An 18,474-nucleotide genomic window follows, 5' to 3' on the forward strand; every position below is an offset into this window, starting at 1 on the left:
CTTTCAGGGGAGAAGGCCATGGCGAGGCTGATTGGCGGCACGGCGGCCGGCATCCTGGGCTGGTTCGTTCTTGCGACGCTGCTGAACCTCGCCTTGCGCCACGGCTGGCCGGATTATGCCGCCGTGGAGAAGGCGATGGCCTTCACCTGGGCGATGATGGCCGCGCGGCTGCTGGTGAGCGCAGCCAGCTCGATCGGCAGCGGCTTCATCGCCGCCCGGATCGGCGGCGTGCGGGCGGCGGCGATCGCCGGCGCGATCCTCCTCCTCATGTTCCTCCCCATCCATTACCTGCTGTGGCAGCGCTTTCCGGCCTGGTATCATCTGGCCTTCCTCGCCTCGCTGCCGCTGCTGGGCTCGCTGGGCGGACGGCTGGCGCGGGGCGGTTCGCGCTGACATCGCGATACCGCCCCGGCGGCCGCCTTCAGGCGCGTTCGACCGCCCGTTCCGAAAGCAGGCGAAGCTGGCCCTTCACCGCCAGCACTTCCTCATAAAGCAGGGCGATCTGCGCCTCGGCGCGCTGGTTGGTCTCATAATCCAGCCGCGCTTCCAGCCGGTCCTTCGCGGCCTGGCGGTTCTGGCTCATCATGATGATCGGCGCCTGCAGCGCGGCCAGCATCGACAGCATCAGGTTGAGGAAGATGAAGGGAAAGGGATCGAAGGCGTGCGCGACGAGCACGACGGTGTTGATCGCCGCCCAGCCCGCCAGGAACAGGCAGAAACCGATGATGAAGCCCCAGGAGCCGCCGACCGCGGCAACCCTGTCGGCCAGCTGTCCGCCGAAGGTGAGCCCTTCGTTGACCAGTTCGTTGGGATCGCGCTGCGGCCGGGCGCGACGCAGATGGAATGCGAAGAAACGGATCGCGTTGTTCATGGCTCACCTCGCTTGCGACCGGCCGCAAGGCCCGTCGCGCGCGTGAGCCGGGGTCAGCTCAGCGACGGCCCTTGCGGCACGGTCGATCGACTATGATCGTTGCTGGACATGACCCTGATCGGGGACCTCGACGAAACGGCTCCGCCCCATGCGGGGCCGTGGGCGCGACATGATCCCGCCGGGTCAATCCCGGCGGGGATTAAACTTTCGTCATGTCGATAGACGGGCGATGCCCCGCCTTCACTCCACCGGCATCGGCCCGGCGAGCGGGGCGGGATCGATCCGTTCGTCCTGCCACTTCATGCTCCAGTGGAGGTGCGGGCCGGTGGCGCGGCCGGTCGCGCCGATCGCGCCGACGAGCTGGCCGCGCGACACGCGCTGGCCGACCTTCACGTCGATGCGGGAAAGGTGGAGGAAGGCGCTGTTCAGCCCCATGCCGTGATCGATCATCAGCAGATTGCCCTCCAGCGTGAAGGGCGCGGCCGCCGCCAGGATCACCACGCCATCGGCCGGCGCCACCACCGGCGTGCCGGTGGGCCGGGCCACGTCCACGCCCGAATGGAACGCCCCCGGCTCGCCCGCATAGATGCGCTGCGATCCGAAGACGCCGCTGATCCGCCCCGTCACCGGCCATTGGAAATGCTGACGCCAGCCGTCGGTGGCGGACTGGACGGCGCGGGCGGCGTCGATCTGCGACAGTTCCCCCTTGCGCCGGGCCAGGAATTCCGGCGTCGGCGTGGTGCCGCGCGGCAGGGTGGGAAGCGACTGCACGTCCCATCGGCGCGGCGCGATCGCAAGCGGGCGGCGCAGCACCGATCCATCGGCGCCCCGCGCCTCCAGCGTCGCGGCCGGGCCGTGGTCGCGGCCGAAGCCGATGATGAAGCGCCGGTCCGGCGCCATCGCCAGCGGCCGGCCATCGAGCAGCAGCGCCGCCGTGCCTTGGGGCGCGGTGCCGGTGACGAGCCCGCCCTGGCGAAACTCGCCCTGGAACTGGAACTGGCCGGACAGCGGCGCGACTGGGGGCGGTGGCGGCGCCGGTTCGGCCGCCGCCGGGGCGGGCGGCGGGGCGGAGGGCACGCAACCGGCGAGAAGGAAAGCGGGCGGCAGCGCCACGGCGAGGGAAAGCAGCCGTCGCGCGGCGCCGGCCGGGATCACGCGGAAAGCGCCGCCTGGGTCGAAATCTCCGCGCTGGCATAGGCTTCCTGCCGCGCCACGCTCCAGTAACGCAGATTGTCGAGCGGGATCTTCTCGCCCGAGACCGCGCAGACGACATGATCGCCCGACGTGAGCACGCGGAAATTATTGGCCATATAATGCAGCCGGGCGGGGCGGTTGGCGTGCGACATCAACATGGGATCTTGGTTCCTCTGGCCCGCATCAGAGCAGGCTCGGCTGTTCGGGTTCTTCCGGAGAATAGGATGGCCGGCCGCCCCGCTCAACCCGTGCGTCCACGGTGCCGTCGGCGAAATGGAGCGTCAGCGCGCCCGCCGCCTTGGCCTGCGCCGCCGTCGTCACCACCCCGCCGCCGCGCCGGCCGACCCAGGCATAGCCCTTGGCGAGCGGCCGTTCGGGGTTGAGCCCTTCCGCCAGCCGCCACAGCCGCTGGACCTGCGCCTCGGCATCGGCCAGCCGCGCTTCGATCAGCGCCGGGCGGAAACGCACCGCCGCCAGCCGCTCGCCGGCCCGCGCCAGCCGCGCCTTCAGGAGCGGCGGGCGGAGCGCGCCCGCAGCATGGGCGAGATCGCCGCGCGCCACCGCCAGCCGGCGCGAAAGCCCGCGCGGCAGGCGTTCGCCGAGATCGTCCATCCGCTGCTGTTGGGGGCCGAGCAGCCGATCGGGCGCGGGCAGCCGCCTGGCCGTCGCTTCCAGCCGCTCGCCCGCGCGCTCGCGATAGCGGTTGGCGCAGCGCGCGGCGCGCACGCCAAGCTCGCGCAGGCCGGATAGCAGGTCGCCGCGCACCGGCACCGCCATCTCGGCGGCGGCGGTGGGGGTCGGCGCGCGGACGTCGGCGGCGAAATCGCACAGCGTGGTATCCGTTTCATGCCCCACGGCCGAGATCACCGGGATCGAGCAGCCGGCAACCGCGCGCACCACCGCTTCCTCGTTGAAGGCCCAGAGATCCTCGATCGATCCACCGCCGCGCGCGACGATGACGAGATCGGGGCGCGGCACCGGCCCATCCGGCGCCATGGCGTCAAATCCGCGCACGGCGGCGGCCACCTGATCGGCCGCGCCCTCGCCCTGCACCAGCACCGGCCAGACGACGACGCGGGTGGGGCAGCGATCCTCCAGCCGGTGGAGGATATCGCGGATCACGGCGCCGGTGGGCGAGGTGACGACGCCGATCACGCCCGGCAGGAAAGGCAAAGGCTGCTTGCGATCGCGATCGAACAGCCCTTCGGCCGCGAGCGCCCGGCGGCGCTGGTCAAGGAGCTGCATCAGCGCGCCCTGCCCGGCCAGCTCCATCCGTTCGATGACGATCTGATATTTGGAACGGCCCGGATAGGTGGTGAGCCGGCCGGTGGCCACCACCTCGATCCCGTCCTCCGGCCGGAAGGCGAGGCCGCCGGCGGTGCCCTTCCAGATCACGCCGTCGATCACGGCCTTGTCGTCCTTCAGCGCCAGATAGCAATGGCCGGAGGCGACCCGCTTGAAGCCGGAAATCTCGCCGCGCACGCGGACATGGCCGAACCGTTCCTCCACGCTGCGCTTGAGCGCGCCCGAAAGCTCGGACACGCTCATCGTCGGCGAATTGTCGCCGGGCGCCTCCTCGGCTAACAGCCGCTGAGGTTCGAAGGGAAGATCGCTCATGAAAGTCCTGTTGCTGGGTTCTGGCGGGCGCGAGCATGCGCTGGCATGGACGCTCGCACAATCGCCGAAGCTGACCAAGCTTTACGCCGCGCCGGGCAATCCGGGAATAGCCGAACATGCCGAGCTGGTGCCGATCGATCCGGCCCACCCCCATGCGGTGCTGGCCTTCGCCCGCGACATGGATATCGGCCTGGTCGTGATCGGGCCGGAGGCGCCGCTGGTGGCAGGCGTGGGCGATCTGCTGCGCGAGAACGGCGTGCTGGTGTTCGGCCCCGATGCCGCCGCCGCGCAGCTTGAAGGGTCCAAGGGTTTCACCAAGGATCTCTGCGCGAGGGAAAATATCCCCACCGCCGCTTATGCGCGCTTCACCGATGCCGATGCCGCGCGCGCGGGCCTCGCCCGCTTCGGTCTGCCCGTCGTCATCAAGGCGGACGGGCTGGCCGCCGGCAAGGGCGTGGTGATCGCCGAGGATGCCGCCGCCGCCGAGGCGGCGATCGCCGACATGTTCGACGGCGGCTTCGGCGAGGCCGGGGCCGAGGTGGTGATGGAGGAATTTTTGACCGGCGAGGAAGCGAGCTTCTTCGCGCTGACCGACGGCAAGGCGGTGGTGCCCTTCGGCTCCGCCCAGGATCACAAGCGGGTGGGCGAAGGCGATACCGGCCCCAACACCGGCGGCATGGGCGCCTACAGCCCGGCCCGGGTGCTGACCCCGGCGCTGGAGGCGCGCGCCATGGCCGAGATCGTCGAGCCGACCGTGCGGGCGATGGCGGCCGCAGGCACCCCGTATTCGGGCGTGCTCTATGCCGGCCTGATGCTGACGGCCGAAGGCCCCAAGCTGATCGAATATAATGCCCGCTTCGGCGATCCCGAATGCCAGGTGCTGATGATGCGGCTGGAAGGCGACCTGCTGGAGCTGATGCTCCGCGTGGCCGAGGGGCGGCTGGGCGAAACCGCCCCGCCCAGGCTTTCCGACGCGGTGGCGCTGACCGTGGTGATGGCGGCCAACGGCTATCCCGGCACGCCGGAGAAGGGCGGCGCGATCGAGGGTATCGACGCGGCCGAGGCCGGCGGCGCCAAGGTGTTCCACGCCGGCACCGCGATCCGCGACGGCGGGATCGTCGCCAATGGCGGGCGCGTGCTGAACGTCACCGCCACGGGCAGGACCGTGGCGGAGGCGCAGGCCGCCGCCTATCGCGCGGTGGATGCGATCCGCTTCCCCACCGGCTTCTGCCGCCGCGACATCGGCTGGCGCGAGGTGGCGCGCGAACGGCAGGGGCAATAGCCGCGCACGGAACGGCGATGGCCGCGCGGCGTTCGTTACGGTAGCGTAGGCAGCGGAAGGCGGAAAGGACGGAGAAGCATATGGACAATTATTTCCTGGTCGCGATCGGCGCGGTCATCCTCGCCGCCCTTGCCATATTCTTCGTCCTGCGCGGGCGCCGGCAGGCCACGGGAACGATCGAGCCGCCGACGTCCGAACCGTCCAAGATCGCCCCCGCCGCCCCGCCGCCGGCAGCCCCCGCGCCCAGGGCCGAGCCGCATCATGATCGCGTGACCGATGCGGCAGCCATCGCCACCGCCGATATCGCCGGCCAGTTCCTGGGCATCGACACCACCCCCAATCCGCCGGACGACCTCACCCGCCTGAAGGGCCTCGGCCCCAAGGCGCAGTCCGTGCTGAACGGCCTCGGCATCACCCAATATTCGCAGCTCGCCGCCCTCACCCCGGCGCAGATCGACAAGGTCGATGCCGCCATGGGCAATTTCGCCGGCCGACTGCGGCGCGACCAGTGGATCGAGCAGGCCCGGCTGCTCTCCATCGGCGACATCCCCGGATTCGAGGCCAGGTTCGGCAAGCTAGGCTGATCTTCCGCCGCCTTGGCACATGACCTGAACGGCGAAATCGGCTAGCGGGGGGCATGGACCTTTACCTGCCCATTGCCGGCCTGTCGGTGAACATCATCGTCATCATCGNCCTGGGCGGGCTGGTGGGCATCCTTTCGGGCATGTTCGGGGTGGGCGGCGGCTTCCTCACCACGCCGTTGCTGATCTTCTACGGCATTCCGCCCGCCGTCGCGGTCGCCTCCTCCGCCACCCAGATCACCGGCGCCAGCGTATCCGCCGTCCTCGCCCATCACCGCCGGCAGGGCGTGGATTTCCAGATGGGCTGGGTGCTGGTGGCAGGCGGCGCGCTGGGATCGATCACCGGCGGCTATGCCTTCCGCGCGCTGCAGGACAGCGGCCAGATCGATACCGTCGTCGGCATCCTCTATGTCCTGCTGCTGGGCAGCATCGGCATATTGATGGCGCGCGAGGCCGCGCAGAGCATCGCCGTGCTGTGGGGCAAGGCCGCCGCCCCGCCGCGCCAGCGCCGCCACAATCCGCTGGTCGCGGCCCTGCCGATGCGCTGGCGCTTCTATCGATCGGGGCTCTACATCTCGCCGATCGCGCCGCTGCTGCTGGGCTTCGGCACCGGCCTGCTCACCGTGCTGCTCGGCGTCGGCGGCGGCTTCGTGCTGGTGCCGGCGCTGATCTACCTGCTCGGCATGTCGACGCGCGTGGTCGTCGGCACATCCTCCTTCCAGATCCTGTTCGTCACCGCCGCCACCACGCTGGTGCATGCCACCACCACCAAGGCGGTGGATATCGTGCTGGCGGTGCTGCTGCTGATCGGCAGCGTCGTGGGCGCGCAGCTCGGCACCCGCTTCGCCATGAAGGTGCGGCCCGAATGGCTGCGCCTGGCACTTGCCGGCATCGTGCTGGCGGTGGCGGTGCGGATGGCGCTGGGCCTCGGCTGGCGGCCGGACGAGATCTACACGATCCAGCCGCTATGAAGCGCCGCGCCGCCCTCATCCTCCTGCCCCTGATCGCGCTGCTGCTGGGCGCCGCCGCCAAGCCGTCGCTGGTGCCGGACGTGTCGCGGCGGCGGATCGACATCATCTACAGCTTCACCGGCGCGGAACTGCTGCTGTTCGGCGCGATCGTCTATCCCGGCGGCCGCGCGCCCGAAAAGCCGGCCGATGTGGTGGTGGTGGTAAAAGGCCCCGCCGAACCGATCGTGCTGCGCGAGAAGCAGAAGATCGCCGGCGTCTGGATGAATGCCGAAAATGCGCGTTTCCGATCGGTGCCGGCCTTCTACGCGGTCGCATCCTCCCGGCCGTTGAAGGGGCTGGTGGACGATCGCACCGCCGCCATCTACGAACTCGGCCTCCGCAACATTCAGCTTTCCCCGGCCAGCGGCGAGACGCCCGAGGCGCAGCGCCGGTTCGAGGCGGGGCTGGTCGATCTCAAGCGGCGCGGCGGCCTCTATGTCGAAAGCCCGGACGGCGTGGAGGTGAGCGAGGGCGTGCTCTACCGCGCCCGCATCGCCATCCCGGCGCGCGTGCCGGTGGGCAGCTATACCGCCGAGACCTTCCTGATCCAGGACGGCCGGGTGGTCGCCGCCGCCACCCGCGAGATCGAGATCGACAAGTCCGGCTTCGAACGCTTCGTCGCCATCGTCGCCGATCGCTGGTCCTTCACCTACGGCCTCGTCGCGGTGGCGGTATCGGTGGCGCTGGGCTGGGCCGCCGCCGCGGCCTTCCGCAAGAAGTGATCCGTAATATCCGACTTTCTTAATCCTTTGCCTCTTATCGTCCGCGCCGTTGGCTAGCGAAGGCAGGGGCTGCATGAACGATATGGCGATGGGATTCCGCCCCGTGGAGCGGGCGGCCGGCAACGGTGCGGTGGAGATCGGCCGGCTGATGGAGATCGCCGGTTCCTCCTCGCAGATCAGCCTCGACGGGCAGATGCTGGCATCGTTGCAGAGCGATCCCGATCCCAGCATCGCCATGGCCGGCCAGGTCGGCAGCCAGGTGAAGATCCGCGTGGGCCAGCGCTGGCTGATCGCCAATGTCCGCGCGCTGCGCCTGGCCGACGCGGACAGCGACCTGATCCTGGGCCATGTCGATTTCCTGGGCGAGGGCGAGGAGGATCGCTTCACCGGCCGGCTGCTCAACTTCCGGCGCGGCGTCACCCGCTATCCCACGCCCGGCAGCCGCGTCTATCCGGTGTCGAGCGCGGACATGAAGCAGATGTATGCGGCGGACGAACGCGCCCATATCGAGATCGGCACGATCTACCCGACGGAGGATATTCGCGGCGCGCTTTACGTCGATGCGCTGCTGGGCAAGCATTTCGCGCTGCTGGGCTCCACCGGCACCGGCAAGTCGACCTCGGCGGCGCTGATCCTGCACCGCATCTGCCGCAGCGCGCCCGAGGGCCATATCGTGATGATCGACCCGCATGGCGAATATTCCGCCGCCTTCAAGGGCACGGGCGAGATCTTCGACGTCGACAACCTCGCCATGCCCTATTGGCTGATGAACTTCGAGGAACATGCCGAGGTGTTCGTCACCTCCACCGGCGCCGAACGCCAGATGGACCGCGACATCCTCGCCAAGTGCCTGCTCGCCGCCCGCGCCAAGAACCGCGCGGCCGAGGGCATTTCCAAGCTGACCGTCGACAGCCCCGTGCCCTATCTGCTTTCGGACCTGTCCAACATCATCCAGACGGAAATGGGCCGGATGGACAAGGCCGGCGGCACCGCCCCCTATCTCCGTCTCAAGACCAAGATCGACGAGATCAAGGCCGATCCGCGCTACGCCTTCATGTTCTCGGGCATGCTGGTGGCCGATACGATGGCGCAGTTCCTGTCGCGCATCTTCCGCCTGCCGGGCTATGGCAAGCCGATCTCGATCATCGACGTGTCAGGCGTGCCCAACGAGATCACCTCCACCGTCGTCGCGGTGCTGGCGCGGATGGTGTTCGATTATGCCATCTGGTCGCGCGGCGAGGCGCAGCGGCCGATCCTGCTCGTCTGCGAGGAAGCGCACCGCTACATCCCGTCGGACCGGGTGACGACCGGCGCCTCCGTGCGCACCATCCTGGAACGGATCGCCAAGGAAGGGCGCAAATATGGCGTGTCGCTGGGCCTCATCACCCAACGGCCGTCGGACCTCGCCGAAGGCGTGCTTTCCCAGTGCGGCACCATCATCGCCATGCGCCTGAACAATGATCGCGACCAGGCCTATGTGAAATCGGCCATGCCCGAAGGCGCGCGCGGCTTCCTCGATTCCATCCCGGCGCTGCGCAACCGCGAGGCGATCATCTGCGGCGAGGGCGTCGCCATCCCGATCCGCGTCTCGCTGGACGATCTGGAGCCGGAAAAGCGGCCCGCCTCCACCGATCCGGTCTTCTCCGAACTGTGGACCCAGGTGGGGGGGGAGGACCAGATACTCGGCCGCGTCATCCGCCGCTGGCGCAGCCAGGGGCGCTGATCGCGGGCAAGGGCATGCCGGGCCGGCCACGGGGCCGGCATGCGCGCCATGATGTGCCGGGCGAACCACGGCCGGATCGGCTGTAACCGCTTGCCAGCGCCCCTTCGCACGTGTCTAGTCGACGCGGCATCAACCATAGACCAAGCGCCCGATGATCCTGATCTGCCCAGCCTGCAACACCCGCTATCTGGTTCCGGACACGGCTATCGGCCCGGAAGGACGCCAGGTGCGCTGCGCGTCCTGCCGGCATAGCTGGTTCCAGGAAGCGCCCGCGCTCGCCGCCCGGGAAGAGGCGGCCCCCGAACCCGTGCTGGCCCAGGCGGCGGAAGCCGCGCCGGCCGGCGATGCGGGGGCGGATGAGCCCGCGGCCGCCACCGCCCACCCCTTTCCGGCAGCCGCCGCGCCCGGCGAGCCGGCGCCCCCGTCCTTCGCGGCCGGCGCCCGCGCGCCGCAAGCCGAGCCGGCCGATGCGCCCGCCGCCGATCCGGTCACCGTCTATGGCGAGGACGAGGCGGCGGCGGCGCCCGACGGCTTCGATCCCTTCGCCCATCAGCCGCCCTTCACGCCCCGGCGCAATCCGGCCAAGCTGTGGACGCTGGTGGCGGTGATCGCCGCCGTGCTGATGCTGGCCGCCACCGGCGCGCTGGTCGCCTTCGGCCCGCCGGACATCGCCCAGCGCATCGGCCTGGCCCGCGCCTCCGAAGGCGTGCCGCTGATCATCGAATCCACCCGCACGCCGGAAAGGCGGCCGATGGCGAGCGGCAACGAGCTGTTTTCCGTCACCGGCCGGATCACCAATCCCACCGATCAGGTGCAGCCCGTGCCCGATATACGCGCCAACCTGCTGGATGCGCAGGATCGCGTGGTCTTCGCCTGGACGATCGCCCGGCCGATCGCCCGGCTCCAGCCCGGCCAGTCGGTGGACTTCAACGGCGCGGTGCTGGACGTGCCGCAGAACGCCAAGAATCTGGACCTCAGCCTGGACGCGCCGACCCGCTGAGGCGGCACCGGCCGCGCAGCAAAAAGGGCGCCGGGGATCGATCCCCGGCGCCCTTTTCGTTTCAGCCGTTTCGTTTCCGGATCGGGGGCAGACCTCAGGCCAGCGCCGCGCCTTCCCCGGCCGCCTTGCCGAAGCGCGCCCGGCGCAGCATGCCGCCGATCAGGCCGAAGCCGGCGATCATCATCGCCCAGCTGGCGGGTTCGGGCACCGGCGCGGATACCGGCGGATTGGTCACCAGATCATAGCCGGTGAAGCGGCCCACATAGAATTCGGAATTGCCGGTGATGTTGTTGGCGACCAGCGATCCGAAGAACCCTCCCCAACCCAGCGTCGCATCGGCGCCGGGGGCCAGCACGTTGCCCGCCCAGCTGCCGCTGAAGGTGAGCGCCGTCGCATCGCTGAAGTTGAACAGCAGCGACGAGGCCAGCCCCGCCGACTGGTTCACGATCGTCTGGCCGTTGATCGTGTAGGCGCCGTTCCCGCTGAGCGCCGCCGCCGCGCCGCTGACGTTGAACACGGCGACCGATCCTTCGGGAATGAACACCGAAAAGCCGCCGGAGCTGCTGAGCTGGCTGGTCGTCAGGTTGAAGACGTTCACCGCCGCGTCGGTTCCGGTGAAGGTGAGGCTGTGGCCGTTCGAAGTGATCGCGCCGTTGGCGGCAAGGCCCGACAGCGAGGCGGAAAGATTCTGGAGGCGCGTCGCCTCGCTGGCGAAATTCACGGGCACCGGCGCGTTCTGGGTCGCGACGCCATTCGCCACCGTCAACCCCGAGGCCGTGATGGTGCCGCCCGCCACCGCATCGCCATGGAAGACCGTGCCGCTGGCATAGACGATATTGCTGCCGGCCACCAACGAGGCGCCGCTATAGCCCGCGCCGAGATCCTTGCCGACGCTGAAACCCTGGACATTGACGTTTCCGCCCGCGGCCAGGGAGCCGTTCACCTCGGTCCAGGCGGACGTGAAATTGCCAAGCGCGAACACGTCGTAATCCAGGGCGGTCGCCGCCTGCGCATTCCCCGTGCCCGCCAGAGCGAGCGCGCCGCAAGCCAGCAGCGCCGCGCGCCGAATCATCGTGATAGCCATGTGCCTAACCCCGCAACGAAAATGGCCCAACAGGGGCCGAACCCGGAATCGGCCGTAGCACGACCGACGTTTCGGGTCATGTGGGGTTTACGCGCGCGTAATCCAATTTCGGGACAATATGGATTCTATGTAACGTCCGGCGGCGGGCGATGCCGCCGCCGGACGCCCGATCCGTCAGCCGATCAGCCCGCCTTGGCGCCGGCGTTGACGCCCATGCTCTGCAGATAGCGCTTCACGTTGCGCGCGGCCTGGCGGATGCGCTGTTCATTCTCCACCATGGCGATGCGGACATGGCCCTCGCCTTCCTCGCCATAGCCGACGCCCGCCGCCACGGCGACGCCGGCATGGGTGAGAAGCTGCTTGGAGAATTCCAGGCTGCCGAGATGCGCCAGCGCCGGCGGCAGCGGCGCCCAGGCGAACATCGAGGCGCGCGGCGTGGGGATTTCCCACCCCGCCCGGCCGAAGCTTTCGACCAGCACGTCGCGGCGGCGGCGATACAGCTCGCGATTCTTCTCGACGATATCCTGCGGGCCGTTGATCGCGGCGACGGCCGCCGCCTGGATCGGCGTGAAGGCGCCGTAATCCAGATAGGACTTCACCCGCGTCAGCGCCGCGATCAGCGTCTTGTTGCCGACCGCGAAGCCCATCCGCCAGCCCGCCATCGAATAGGTCTTCGACATGCTGGTGAACTCGATCGCGACATCCTTGGCGCCGGGCACCTGCAGGATCGAGGGCGTCGGGCAGCCGTCATAATAAAGCTCGGAATAAGCAAGGTCGGAAAGCACCCAGACCTTGTTCTCCTTCGCCCAGGCGACGAGCCGTTCGTAGAAAGCCAGGTCCACCACCTCCGCCGTGGGGTTGGAGGGATAGCCCACCACCAGCACCGAAGGCCGGGGCACGGTGAACTTCACCGCGCGATCCAGCGCCTCCCAATAGCGTTCGTCCGGCGTGGTCGGCACGGAACGGATGGTCGCGCCCGCGATGATGAAGCCGAAGGTGTGGATCGGGTAGGACGGGTTGGGCGCCAGCACCACGTCGCCCGGCGCGGTGATCGCCTGGGCGAGGTTGGCGAGGCCCTCCTTCGATCCCAGCGTCACCACCACTTCGGTATCGGGGTCCAGCTCCACGCCGAAGCGGCGGGCATAATAGCCCGCCTGGGCGCGGCGCAGGCCGGGAATGCCCTTCGACGCCGAATAGCCATGGGCATCGGGCTTGCGGGCCACCTCGCACAATTTGTCGATCACGTGCGGCGGCGGCGGCAGATCCGGGTTGCCCATGCCGAGGTCGATAATGTCCTCGCCCCGCGCTCGCGCCGCTGCCCGCATCGCGTTCACTTCGGCGATAACGTATGGCGGCAGACGCTTGATGCGGTAAAATTCCTCGGACATGTCTTCCTCTATTGGCGGCCGGGCGGGGATCGCCCACTATCGCCAGCTACGGCCTATAGGCCGGATAGGTGCGGACCAAAAGAAAGGATGCGTGCGGATGGCCGGGCAAAGCGCGAATGGCGGCGACAACGCCTTCCCCTTCGCGCCGGCGAATCTGGCCGACATGCAGCATTGGACGGGCGTGATCGGCCGCCTGCAGCAGATGATGCTGGAACATGCCGCCGGCGCGATGGATGCCGCCGCCCAGGCCGGCGAGGCGATGGCGCATCCGCCGCAGGCCGCGCTGCTGGCCGATCCCGCGCGAATCGGGGGCGCGCAGGCCGATTTCTGGAATGACAGCCTCCGGCTGTGGCAGCGTTTCCTCGCGCCCGCCGGGGCGGCGTCCGAACCGTCGCAGGCGGACAAGGACCGCCGCTTCGCCGCCGCGATCTGGCGGGACAATCCGTTGTTCGACCTGATTCGCCAATCCTATCTGCTGATCGCCGATCACATGCTGAAAGGCGTGGACGCGCTCGACGGGCTGGAGCCGAGGCAGCGCGACCAGCTGCGCTTCGCCACCCAGGCCTTCGTCGATGCGGTCAGCCCGTCCAACTTCGCCTTCACCAACCCGCAGGTGATCGAGAAGGCGATCGAGACGAACGGCGCGAGCCTGATGAAGGGGCTCGAGCATATGCTGGCCGATCTGGAGAAGGGCCAGCTCACCCACACCGATCCGAACGCCTTCGAGCTGGGCCGCAACATCGCCGCCACGCCGGGCAAGGTGGTCCACGAAACGCCGCTCTACCAGCTGATCCAATATATGCCGACGACGGGCAAAGTGCTGGAAACGCCGCTCATCATCTTCCCGCCCTGGATCAACCGCTTCTACATCCTCGATCTCAACCCGGAGAAAAGCTTCGTCCGCTGGGCGGTGGAGCAGGGCCTCAGCGTGTTCGTCGTCTCGTGGAAATCGGCGGACGAAAGCCTCGCCGGCACGACGATGGACGATTATGTGCTGAAGGGGATGCTGGACGCGATCGACACGGTGCGCGCCGCCCTCGATGTCGAAAGCGTCCACGCCATCGGCTATTGCGTCGCCGGCACCAACCTCGCGGCCCTGCTCGCCTATCTCGCCGCCACGGATGCCGCGGGCAAGGTGGCCAGCGCCACCTTCTTCACCGCCCAGGTCGATTTCTCCCGCGCGGGCGATCTCAACCTGTTCGTCGATGACGGCCAGCTCGAGCTGATCGGCCAGCTCGCCGGCGACAAGGGCTATCTGGACGGGCGCTTCATGGCGCTGACCTTCAACCTGCTGCGCGGGCGCGACCTGATCTGGTCCTATGTCGTCAACAATTACCTGCTGGGGCAGGAATATCCGCCGTTCGACCTGCTCTACTGGAACGGGGACACGACCAACCTGCCTTATGCCTGGCACCGTGTCTATCTCGAGGATCTCTATCGCGACAACAAGCTGGTGCGGCCCGGCGCGATCGCGGTGGGCGGCGTGCCGATCGACCTCACCACGGTCACGACGCCGGCCTATGTGCAGGCGGGGCGGGAGGACCATATCGCGCCGCCGGCCAGCGTGTGGAAGATCACCGAGCATTTCGCCGGGCCGCTGCGCTTCGTGCTCGCCGGTTCCGGCCATATCGCCGGCGTGGTGAACCCGCCCTCCTCGGGCAAATATCAATATTGGACCGGCCCGGCCAAGGCCGCCTCGCTCGACGATTTCCTCGCCGCCGCGACCGAGACTAAGGGCAGCTGGTGGCCGGACTGGATCGCCTGGCTTCGCGCCTTCGGCACGGGCGAGGTGCCGGCCAAAGGCGCGCGCATCCCCGGCAAGGGCCGGCTGAAGGCGATCGAGGACGCCCCCGGCCGTTATGTGCGGATGCGTTAGACGGGCTTGCCGTAGCGGCAGGCCGGAATCGCGATTTCGGCCGGTTATGCCATATTACTCCCTATAATCATCGACTTGGCCAAATTATGCTGCACTGCACAATGGCCTTGATTTGATCGCTGCGATTGCGTATTGTGCATCGCAACATCGAACGAGGTCCATCCAATGTCCGATACGCCGGCGACACGGAAGCGCAAGCATTCCACCCAGGCTCCGGTGCCACCTGCCGAGGCAGTGGCGGCGGCGCCGGAATCGAAGCCGGCCGAGGAGGGCGTTGACGGCGCCGTGGCGAAACCGGTCAGCGAGGCGGCGGACGCCGTCGCCGAACTCGCCGTCGCCACGCCGCCGGAAATGCCGGCCGATCCCGTGATCGATGTCACCGCCGCCAAGGCTTCGGCCCCGGCGGCCGATCCGGCCCCCGCGACCGCGGTGGCCGTTCCGACGCGCAAGGCCAAGGCTGTCGCGCGTAGCCCGAAGGCGAAAGCCGCCGGGAAGCCCGCGACCCCGCTTCCGGTCGCCAAACCCCGCCGGGTCACCCGCGCCTCCACCAGGCGGGCCGCCCCGGCCAAGACGGCCGCGAAGACGCTGCCCATAAAGGCCATTTCCGCTCCGGCCCTCGGGACCGCGGCGGCGCAGAAAGGATATTTCGATATGCTGAACCCGACCGAGACGACCCGGCAGGCCGCTGAAAAGGCGCAGGCCTTCTTTGCCGAAGCGAATGAGAAGGCGAAGGCCGCGTTCGAGAAGAGCAGCAAGTTCGGTGAGGAGTTCACCGCGCTTGCCAAGGGCAATGTCGAGGCGCTCGTCGAATCGGGCAAGCTCGCCGCCAAGGGCGCCGAGACGCTGACCCAGGAAGCCGCCGAATATGGCAAGAAGGCGTTCGAGCATGCCTCGACCACCTTCAAGAGCCTGGCGGCCGCCAAGAGCCCGACCGAGCTGTTCCAGCTCCAGAGCGAATATGCGCGCACCTCGTTCGACAGCGCGGTGGCGGAAGCCTCCAAGCTCAGCGAGGCATGGATGAAGCTGGCCGGCGATGTCTTCCAGCCGCTGTCGAACCGCTATGCGGTCGCGGCCGAGAAGCTGAAGACCGCCGCTTTCTAATGTCCGGCGATCCGGGCGAGGCCTGAGCGCCCCGCCCGGATCGCGGAAAATCCGTGCCGGCCCGTGGAGCCGGAACGGTTGCGGCACCGCTCCTCCCTCCCACCCCTCTCGCCGAGAAGATGGGATGGAAGCGGGGATCGGTGCCGATCCGGCGTAGCTGGGGAGTATTCCAGCAAGCGGCCGTCCCGGAACCTTCCGGGGCGGCCGTTTTGCCGTGGGGGTTATGCGGCCGGATACCATGCCGCGCCCTTGCCCTTCGCGGCGGCGATGCCATATTCTGTGTTCACCGACATGACGGAAGATATGATGAACGCAGGCGTGCGCAGCGATATTCGTGCGATGGCGGGCAAGGACGAGGAAAACGGCACCGGCCTCGGCGTTGCCACGCGCACCCGCACGCGCACCAAGAAGCCCCAGCCCTACAAGGTGCTGATGCTGAACGACGATTACACGCCGATGGAATTCGTCGTCCTCTGCCTGCAGCGCTTCTTCCGCATGAGCCTGGAGGACGCCACCCGCGTGATGCTCCACGTCCACCAGAAGGGCGTCGGCGTGTGCGGGGTGTTCAGCTATGAAGTGGCGGAAACCAAGGTCAGCCAGGTGATCGATTTCGCCCGGCAGAACCAGCATCCGCTGCAATGCACGCTGGAAAAGGCCTGATCGCGGCGGATCGGTAGCGGCAAAACGCTCCCCTCCTTCTCCCGAGCAAGGGCCGTCATCCGGGCGAGATTCTCTCAACCATCATTCCCGCGAAAGCGGGAGCGCAGGCCAGCGATGCGGTTGGTTCGATAGCTCCCGACACAATGGATTCCCGCCTGCGCGGGAATGACGAGGTGTGGGGCGAAAGCAGGGAACCCGATACTGTCGGGGGCTGAGGACTGACGACGACAGGAAATAGCCGCGAAGCCCGCGGCCCGAGGCGCTCAGTCGTCGCTCTTCACCATCTCGGCGCCCGTCGCCATCATCGCCTTGGCGGCTTCGGCGGCGGCGTAGATGAAGCCGTTGGTGGGATAGGCGGTCATGCCCAGGCCGCGGCTCGGCCCCCACCAGACGCGCACCTTGCTCCAGTCGCCGGCCTCGGACACGTCGACGGCGGTGACATCGCGTTCCACCTGGCCGCGGCGGCCGTTGATGATCGACCAGTTGGCGTGGGTGAGCTTCACGGTGCGGGCATCGACCACCTCGCTCACGGTCGCGACGTGACCGGCGGGCATCGCCCGGAAGGCGCGGAAGGACAGCACCGATCCCACCTTGGGGGTCTGGCCGCGCTGATATTTGCCGGCGGCCTGCGCCCACCAGTCGGCCGCGCGGCCGAAAAGCTGGATGCCGGAGATCATCCGCGCGAAGGGCGCACACTGCCAATATTGGCTCTGGGCGGCCGCCGGCGTCGCGGTCAGCGTCATCGACGCCAGCAGCATCGCGGCCATTCCGGCCCAGAAGGATGTGCGCATCATTTAAGTCCCCGCGTGTCCCGTCGCCTTGCTAGGCGGTCTTTGTGCGTCGCGGAAAGACCAGAAAGTTAACAAAACCGGCCTTCTGCGGCGGGCCGCGCTCACCCGGCGACGAGTTGAGCACGGCCCGGCCGATCAATCCTCCTGCTTGAACACCTCGCCGCCCTTCATCACGAAGCCGACCGTCTTCAGCACCTTCACGTCGGCCAGCGGATCGCCCGCCACCGCGATCAGGTCGGCCGCCTTGCCCGGCTCGATCGATCCCACCTCGTCCTTGAGGCCGAGCAGGTCGGCCGCGTTGACCGTCGCCGCCTGGATCGCGCCCATCGGGGTCAGCCCGTGCTTCACCAGCCATTCGAACTCGTCGGCGTTGCGGCCGTGCTTGGAGACGCCGGCATCGGTGCCGAAGGCGATCTTCACGCCGGCCGGCACCGCTTTTTCCAGCGCCTTGCCGGTGATCGAGATCCGCCAGTCGATCTTGGCGCGGACGGCGGGCTCATAGGCGTTGGGATCGGCGGCGATCCGTTCCAGATAGCCGTTCACAGTGGAGAGCGTCGGCACGTAATAAGCGCCTGTCTTGCGGAAGGCGGCGATGTCCGCATCGTCCATCAGCGTGCCGTGCTCGATCGAATCGGCGCCGGCGGCGAGCGCCAGCGCGATCCCGTCCGCGCCATGGGCATGCACGGCGACCTTCTTGCCATACATGTGCGCCGTCTCGACGATCGCCTTCGCCTCGTCGTCGAACATCTGCTTGCCCAGCCCCGCGCCGATGCGGCTGTTGACGCCGCCGGTGGTGGCGATCTTGATAACGTCCGCCCCCCGGCCGATCTGGATGCGCACCGCATGCCGGCAGGATTCGACGCCATCGCACAGATTCTCGGGCGATCCGGCATGTTCGCGCAGGTCGTCGTTCAGGCCCAGCCGCTCGTCCATGTGGCCGGACGTGGTGGAGATCGACATGCCGGCATCGACGATGCGCGGGCCGACCGCCCAGCCCTGCCGGATCGCATCGCGCAGCGCCAGCGTCACGCCCGAGCCGTCGCCCAGGTTGCGGACGGTGGTGAAGCCGGCGTTCAGCGTTTTGCGGGCGTTCCAGGCGGCTTCATAGGCATGCATCGGCACGCCTTCGGTGAAGCTCGCCAAAAGCCCGTCCTTGCCCGCGCGGTCGGATTCGAGGTGGACATGGGAGTCGATCAGCCCAGGCAGGACATAGCGATCCTTGAGGTCGATCAGCCGGGCGCCGGTGGGTGCCGCGACGAAGCCGTCGCGCACCTCGGCCACCTTGCCGGCGCGCACGACGATGGTGGCGTTGCGACGCGGCGCCTGGCCCGGACGATCGAGCAGGGTGCCGGCATGGATCACGGTATCGCCGGCCTGCGGATCGGCGAAGGCGGGCGCGGCCACGAGCATCGCGGTGGAAACGGCCAACAGCAAACGCATGAAATCATCCCCCTTTTCGGTTATATCGCCTTGCTTATCGCCTCTCCGCGCCCAACGCCATGGCGTGCGGAAGGCGACGCGCGGATTGAAAAGCGCCCCGCCCCCCGGCTATGGCGCGCGCCGATCCCTTCAAC

Annotated in this window: 18 protein-coding genes; 10 read left to right on the forward strand and 8 right to left on the reverse strand. The window is 68.5% G+C overall.

Annotated features, from left to right (window positions below):
* Positions 1–18: 18 nt before the first annotated feature.
* Complete coding sequence (locus BHE75_RS20305) at positions 19–393, forward strand: hypothetical protein (RefSeq protein ID WP_070935085.1); 375 nt, start codon at positions 19–21, stop codon at positions 391–393.
* A gap of 28 nt (positions 394–421) precedes the next feature.
* On the opposite strand, the gene BHE75_RS20310 is transcribed toward BHE75_RS20305, so the two are convergent.
* The 4 genes from BHE75_RS20310 to xseA form a co-directional block, all read right to left on the reverse strand.
* Positions 422–871 (reverse strand): DUF1003 domain-containing protein, encoded by a 450-nt coding sequence (locus BHE75_RS20310; RefSeq protein WP_070935087.1) that lies wholly within the window; start codon positions 869–871, stop codon positions 422–424.
* 240 nt (positions 872–1,111) lie between these two features.
* The gene (locus BHE75_RS20315; RefSeq protein WP_084653390.1) at positions 1,112–2,026 is read right to left on the reverse strand and encodes a M23 family metallopeptidase; all 915 of its coding nucleotides are present in this window, start codon (positions 2,024–2,026) and stop codon (positions 1,112–1,114) included.
* On the reverse strand, positions 2,023–2,223 hold the full coding sequence (locus tag BHE75_RS20320) for a DUF2093 domain-containing protein (protein WP_015458529.1): 201 nt from the start codon (positions 2,221–2,223) through the stop codon (positions 2,023–2,025). The genes BHE75_RS20315 and BHE75_RS20320 overlap by 4 nt, the downstream gene beginning before the upstream one ends.
* Before the next feature lie 25 nt (positions 2,224–2,248).
* On the reverse strand, positions 2,249–3,682 hold the full coding sequence (gene xseA / locus BHE75_RS20325; RefSeq protein WP_070935089.1) for an exodeoxyribonuclease VII large subunit: 1,434 nt from the start codon (positions 3,680–3,682) through the stop codon (positions 2,249–2,251).
* On the opposite strand from xseA, the gene purD reads away from it, so the two are divergent.
* The 6 genes from purD (at position 3,681) to BHE75_RS20355 (ending at position 10,000) form a co-directional block, all read left to right on the forward strand.
* Complete coding sequence (purD, locus tag BHE75_RS20330) at positions 3,681–4,964, forward strand: phosphoribosylamine--glycine ligase (protein WP_070935091.1); 1,284 nt, start codon at positions 3,681–3,683, stop codon at positions 4,962–4,964. The two genes, xseA and purD, sit on opposite strands and share 2 nt — an antisense overlap.
* A gap of 80 nt (positions 4,965–5,044) precedes the next feature.
* Positions 5,045–5,548, forward strand: coding sequence for a hypothetical protein (locus BHE75_RS20335; RefSeq protein WP_015458532.1), 504 nt, complete (start codon positions 5,045–5,047; stop codon positions 5,546–5,548).
* 53 nt (positions 5,549–5,601) lie between these two features.
* Complete coding sequence (locus BHE75_RS20340; protein WP_070935093.1) at positions 5,602–6,516, forward strand: sulfite exporter TauE/SafE family protein; 915 nt, start codon at positions 5,602–5,604, stop codon at positions 6,514–6,516.
* Entirely contained in the window at positions 6,513–7,277 is a 765-nt protein-coding gene (locus BHE75_RS20345; protein ID WP_070935095.1) for a TIGR02186 family protein, read from the forward strand. Before BHE75_RS20340 ends, BHE75_RS20345 begins: the two co-directional genes overlap by 4 nt.
* Before the next feature lie 88 nt (positions 7,278–7,365).
* Positions 7,366–9,000 carry an ATP-binding protein gene (locus BHE75_RS20350; RefSeq protein ID WP_413818447.1) on the forward strand — a complete coding sequence of 545 codons (1,635 nt, stop codon included), beginning with the start codon at positions 7,366–7,368 and terminating at the stop codon, positions 8,998–9,000.
* 151 nt (positions 9,001–9,151) lie between these two features.
* A complete protein-coding gene (locus BHE75_RS20355; protein WP_070935097.1) occupies positions 9,152–10,000 on the forward strand; it encodes a zinc-ribbon domain-containing protein in 849 nt (282 codons plus the stop codon).
* 94 nt (positions 10,001–10,094) lie between these two features.
* On the opposite strand, the gene BHE75_RS20360 is transcribed toward BHE75_RS20355, so the two are convergent.
* Positions 10,095–11,084 carry a choice-of-anchor A family protein gene (locus BHE75_RS20360; RefSeq protein WP_070935099.1) on the reverse strand — a complete coding sequence of 330 codons (990 nt, stop codon included), beginning with the start codon at positions 11,082–11,084 and terminating at the stop codon, positions 10,095–10,097.
* 182 nt (positions 11,085–11,266) lie between these two features.
* Positions 11,267–12,472 (reverse strand): LL-diaminopimelate aminotransferase, encoded by a 1,206-nt coding sequence (locus BHE75_RS20365; RefSeq protein WP_015458538.1) that lies wholly within the window; start codon positions 12,470–12,472, stop codon positions 11,267–11,269.
* Positions 12,473–12,569: 97 nt separating this feature from the next.
* Between BHE75_RS20365 and BHE75_RS20370 the strand changes: the two genes are divergently transcribed.
* The 3 genes from BHE75_RS20370 to clpS all read left to right on the forward strand — a co-directional run bounded on the left by BHE75_RS20370 (position 12,570) and on the right by clpS (position 16,109).
* On the forward strand, positions 12,570–14,348 hold the full coding sequence (locus BHE75_RS20370; RefSeq protein ID WP_070935101.1) for a PHA/PHB synthase family protein: 1,779 nt from the start codon (positions 12,570–12,572) through the stop codon (positions 14,346–14,348).
* A gap of 165 nt (positions 14,349–14,513) precedes the next feature.
* Positions 14,514–15,449: a phasin family protein gene (locus tag BHE75_RS20375; RefSeq protein ID WP_070935102.1), complete on the forward strand. Its 936-nt coding sequence runs from the start codon at positions 14,514–14,516 to the stop codon at positions 15,447–15,449.
* Positions 15,450–15,755: 306 nt separating this feature from the next.
* On the forward strand, positions 15,756–16,109 hold the full coding sequence (clpS, locus tag BHE75_RS20380; protein WP_084653559.1) for an ATP-dependent Clp protease adapter ClpS: 354 nt from the start codon (positions 15,756–15,758) through the stop codon (positions 16,107–16,109).
* 263 nt (positions 16,110–16,372) lie between these two features.
* Here clpS and BHE75_RS20385 read toward each other — a convergent pair whose 3' ends face one another.
* Together BHE75_RS20385 and BHE75_RS20390 are read right to left on the reverse strand one after the other, a co-directional pair.
* Positions 16,373–16,903: a CHAP domain-containing protein gene (locus BHE75_RS20385; RefSeq protein ID WP_070935104.1), complete on the reverse strand. Its 531-nt coding sequence runs from the start codon at positions 16,901–16,903 to the stop codon at positions 16,373–16,375.
* 132 nt (positions 16,904–17,035) lie between these two features.
* On the reverse strand, positions 17,036–18,340 hold the full coding sequence (locus tag BHE75_RS20390) for a metal-dependent hydrolase family protein (protein ID WP_070935106.1): 1,305 nt from the start codon (positions 18,338–18,340) through the stop codon (positions 17,036–17,038).
* Positions 18,341–18,474: the final 134 nt, after the last annotated feature.

Origin of the sequence: Edaphosphingomonas haloaromaticamans (assembly GCF_001853345.1) — a bacterium.
Classification (GTDB): Bacteria; Pseudomonadota; Alphaproteobacteria; order Sphingomonadales; family Sphingomonadaceae; genus Sphingomonas_E; species Sphingomonas_E fennica.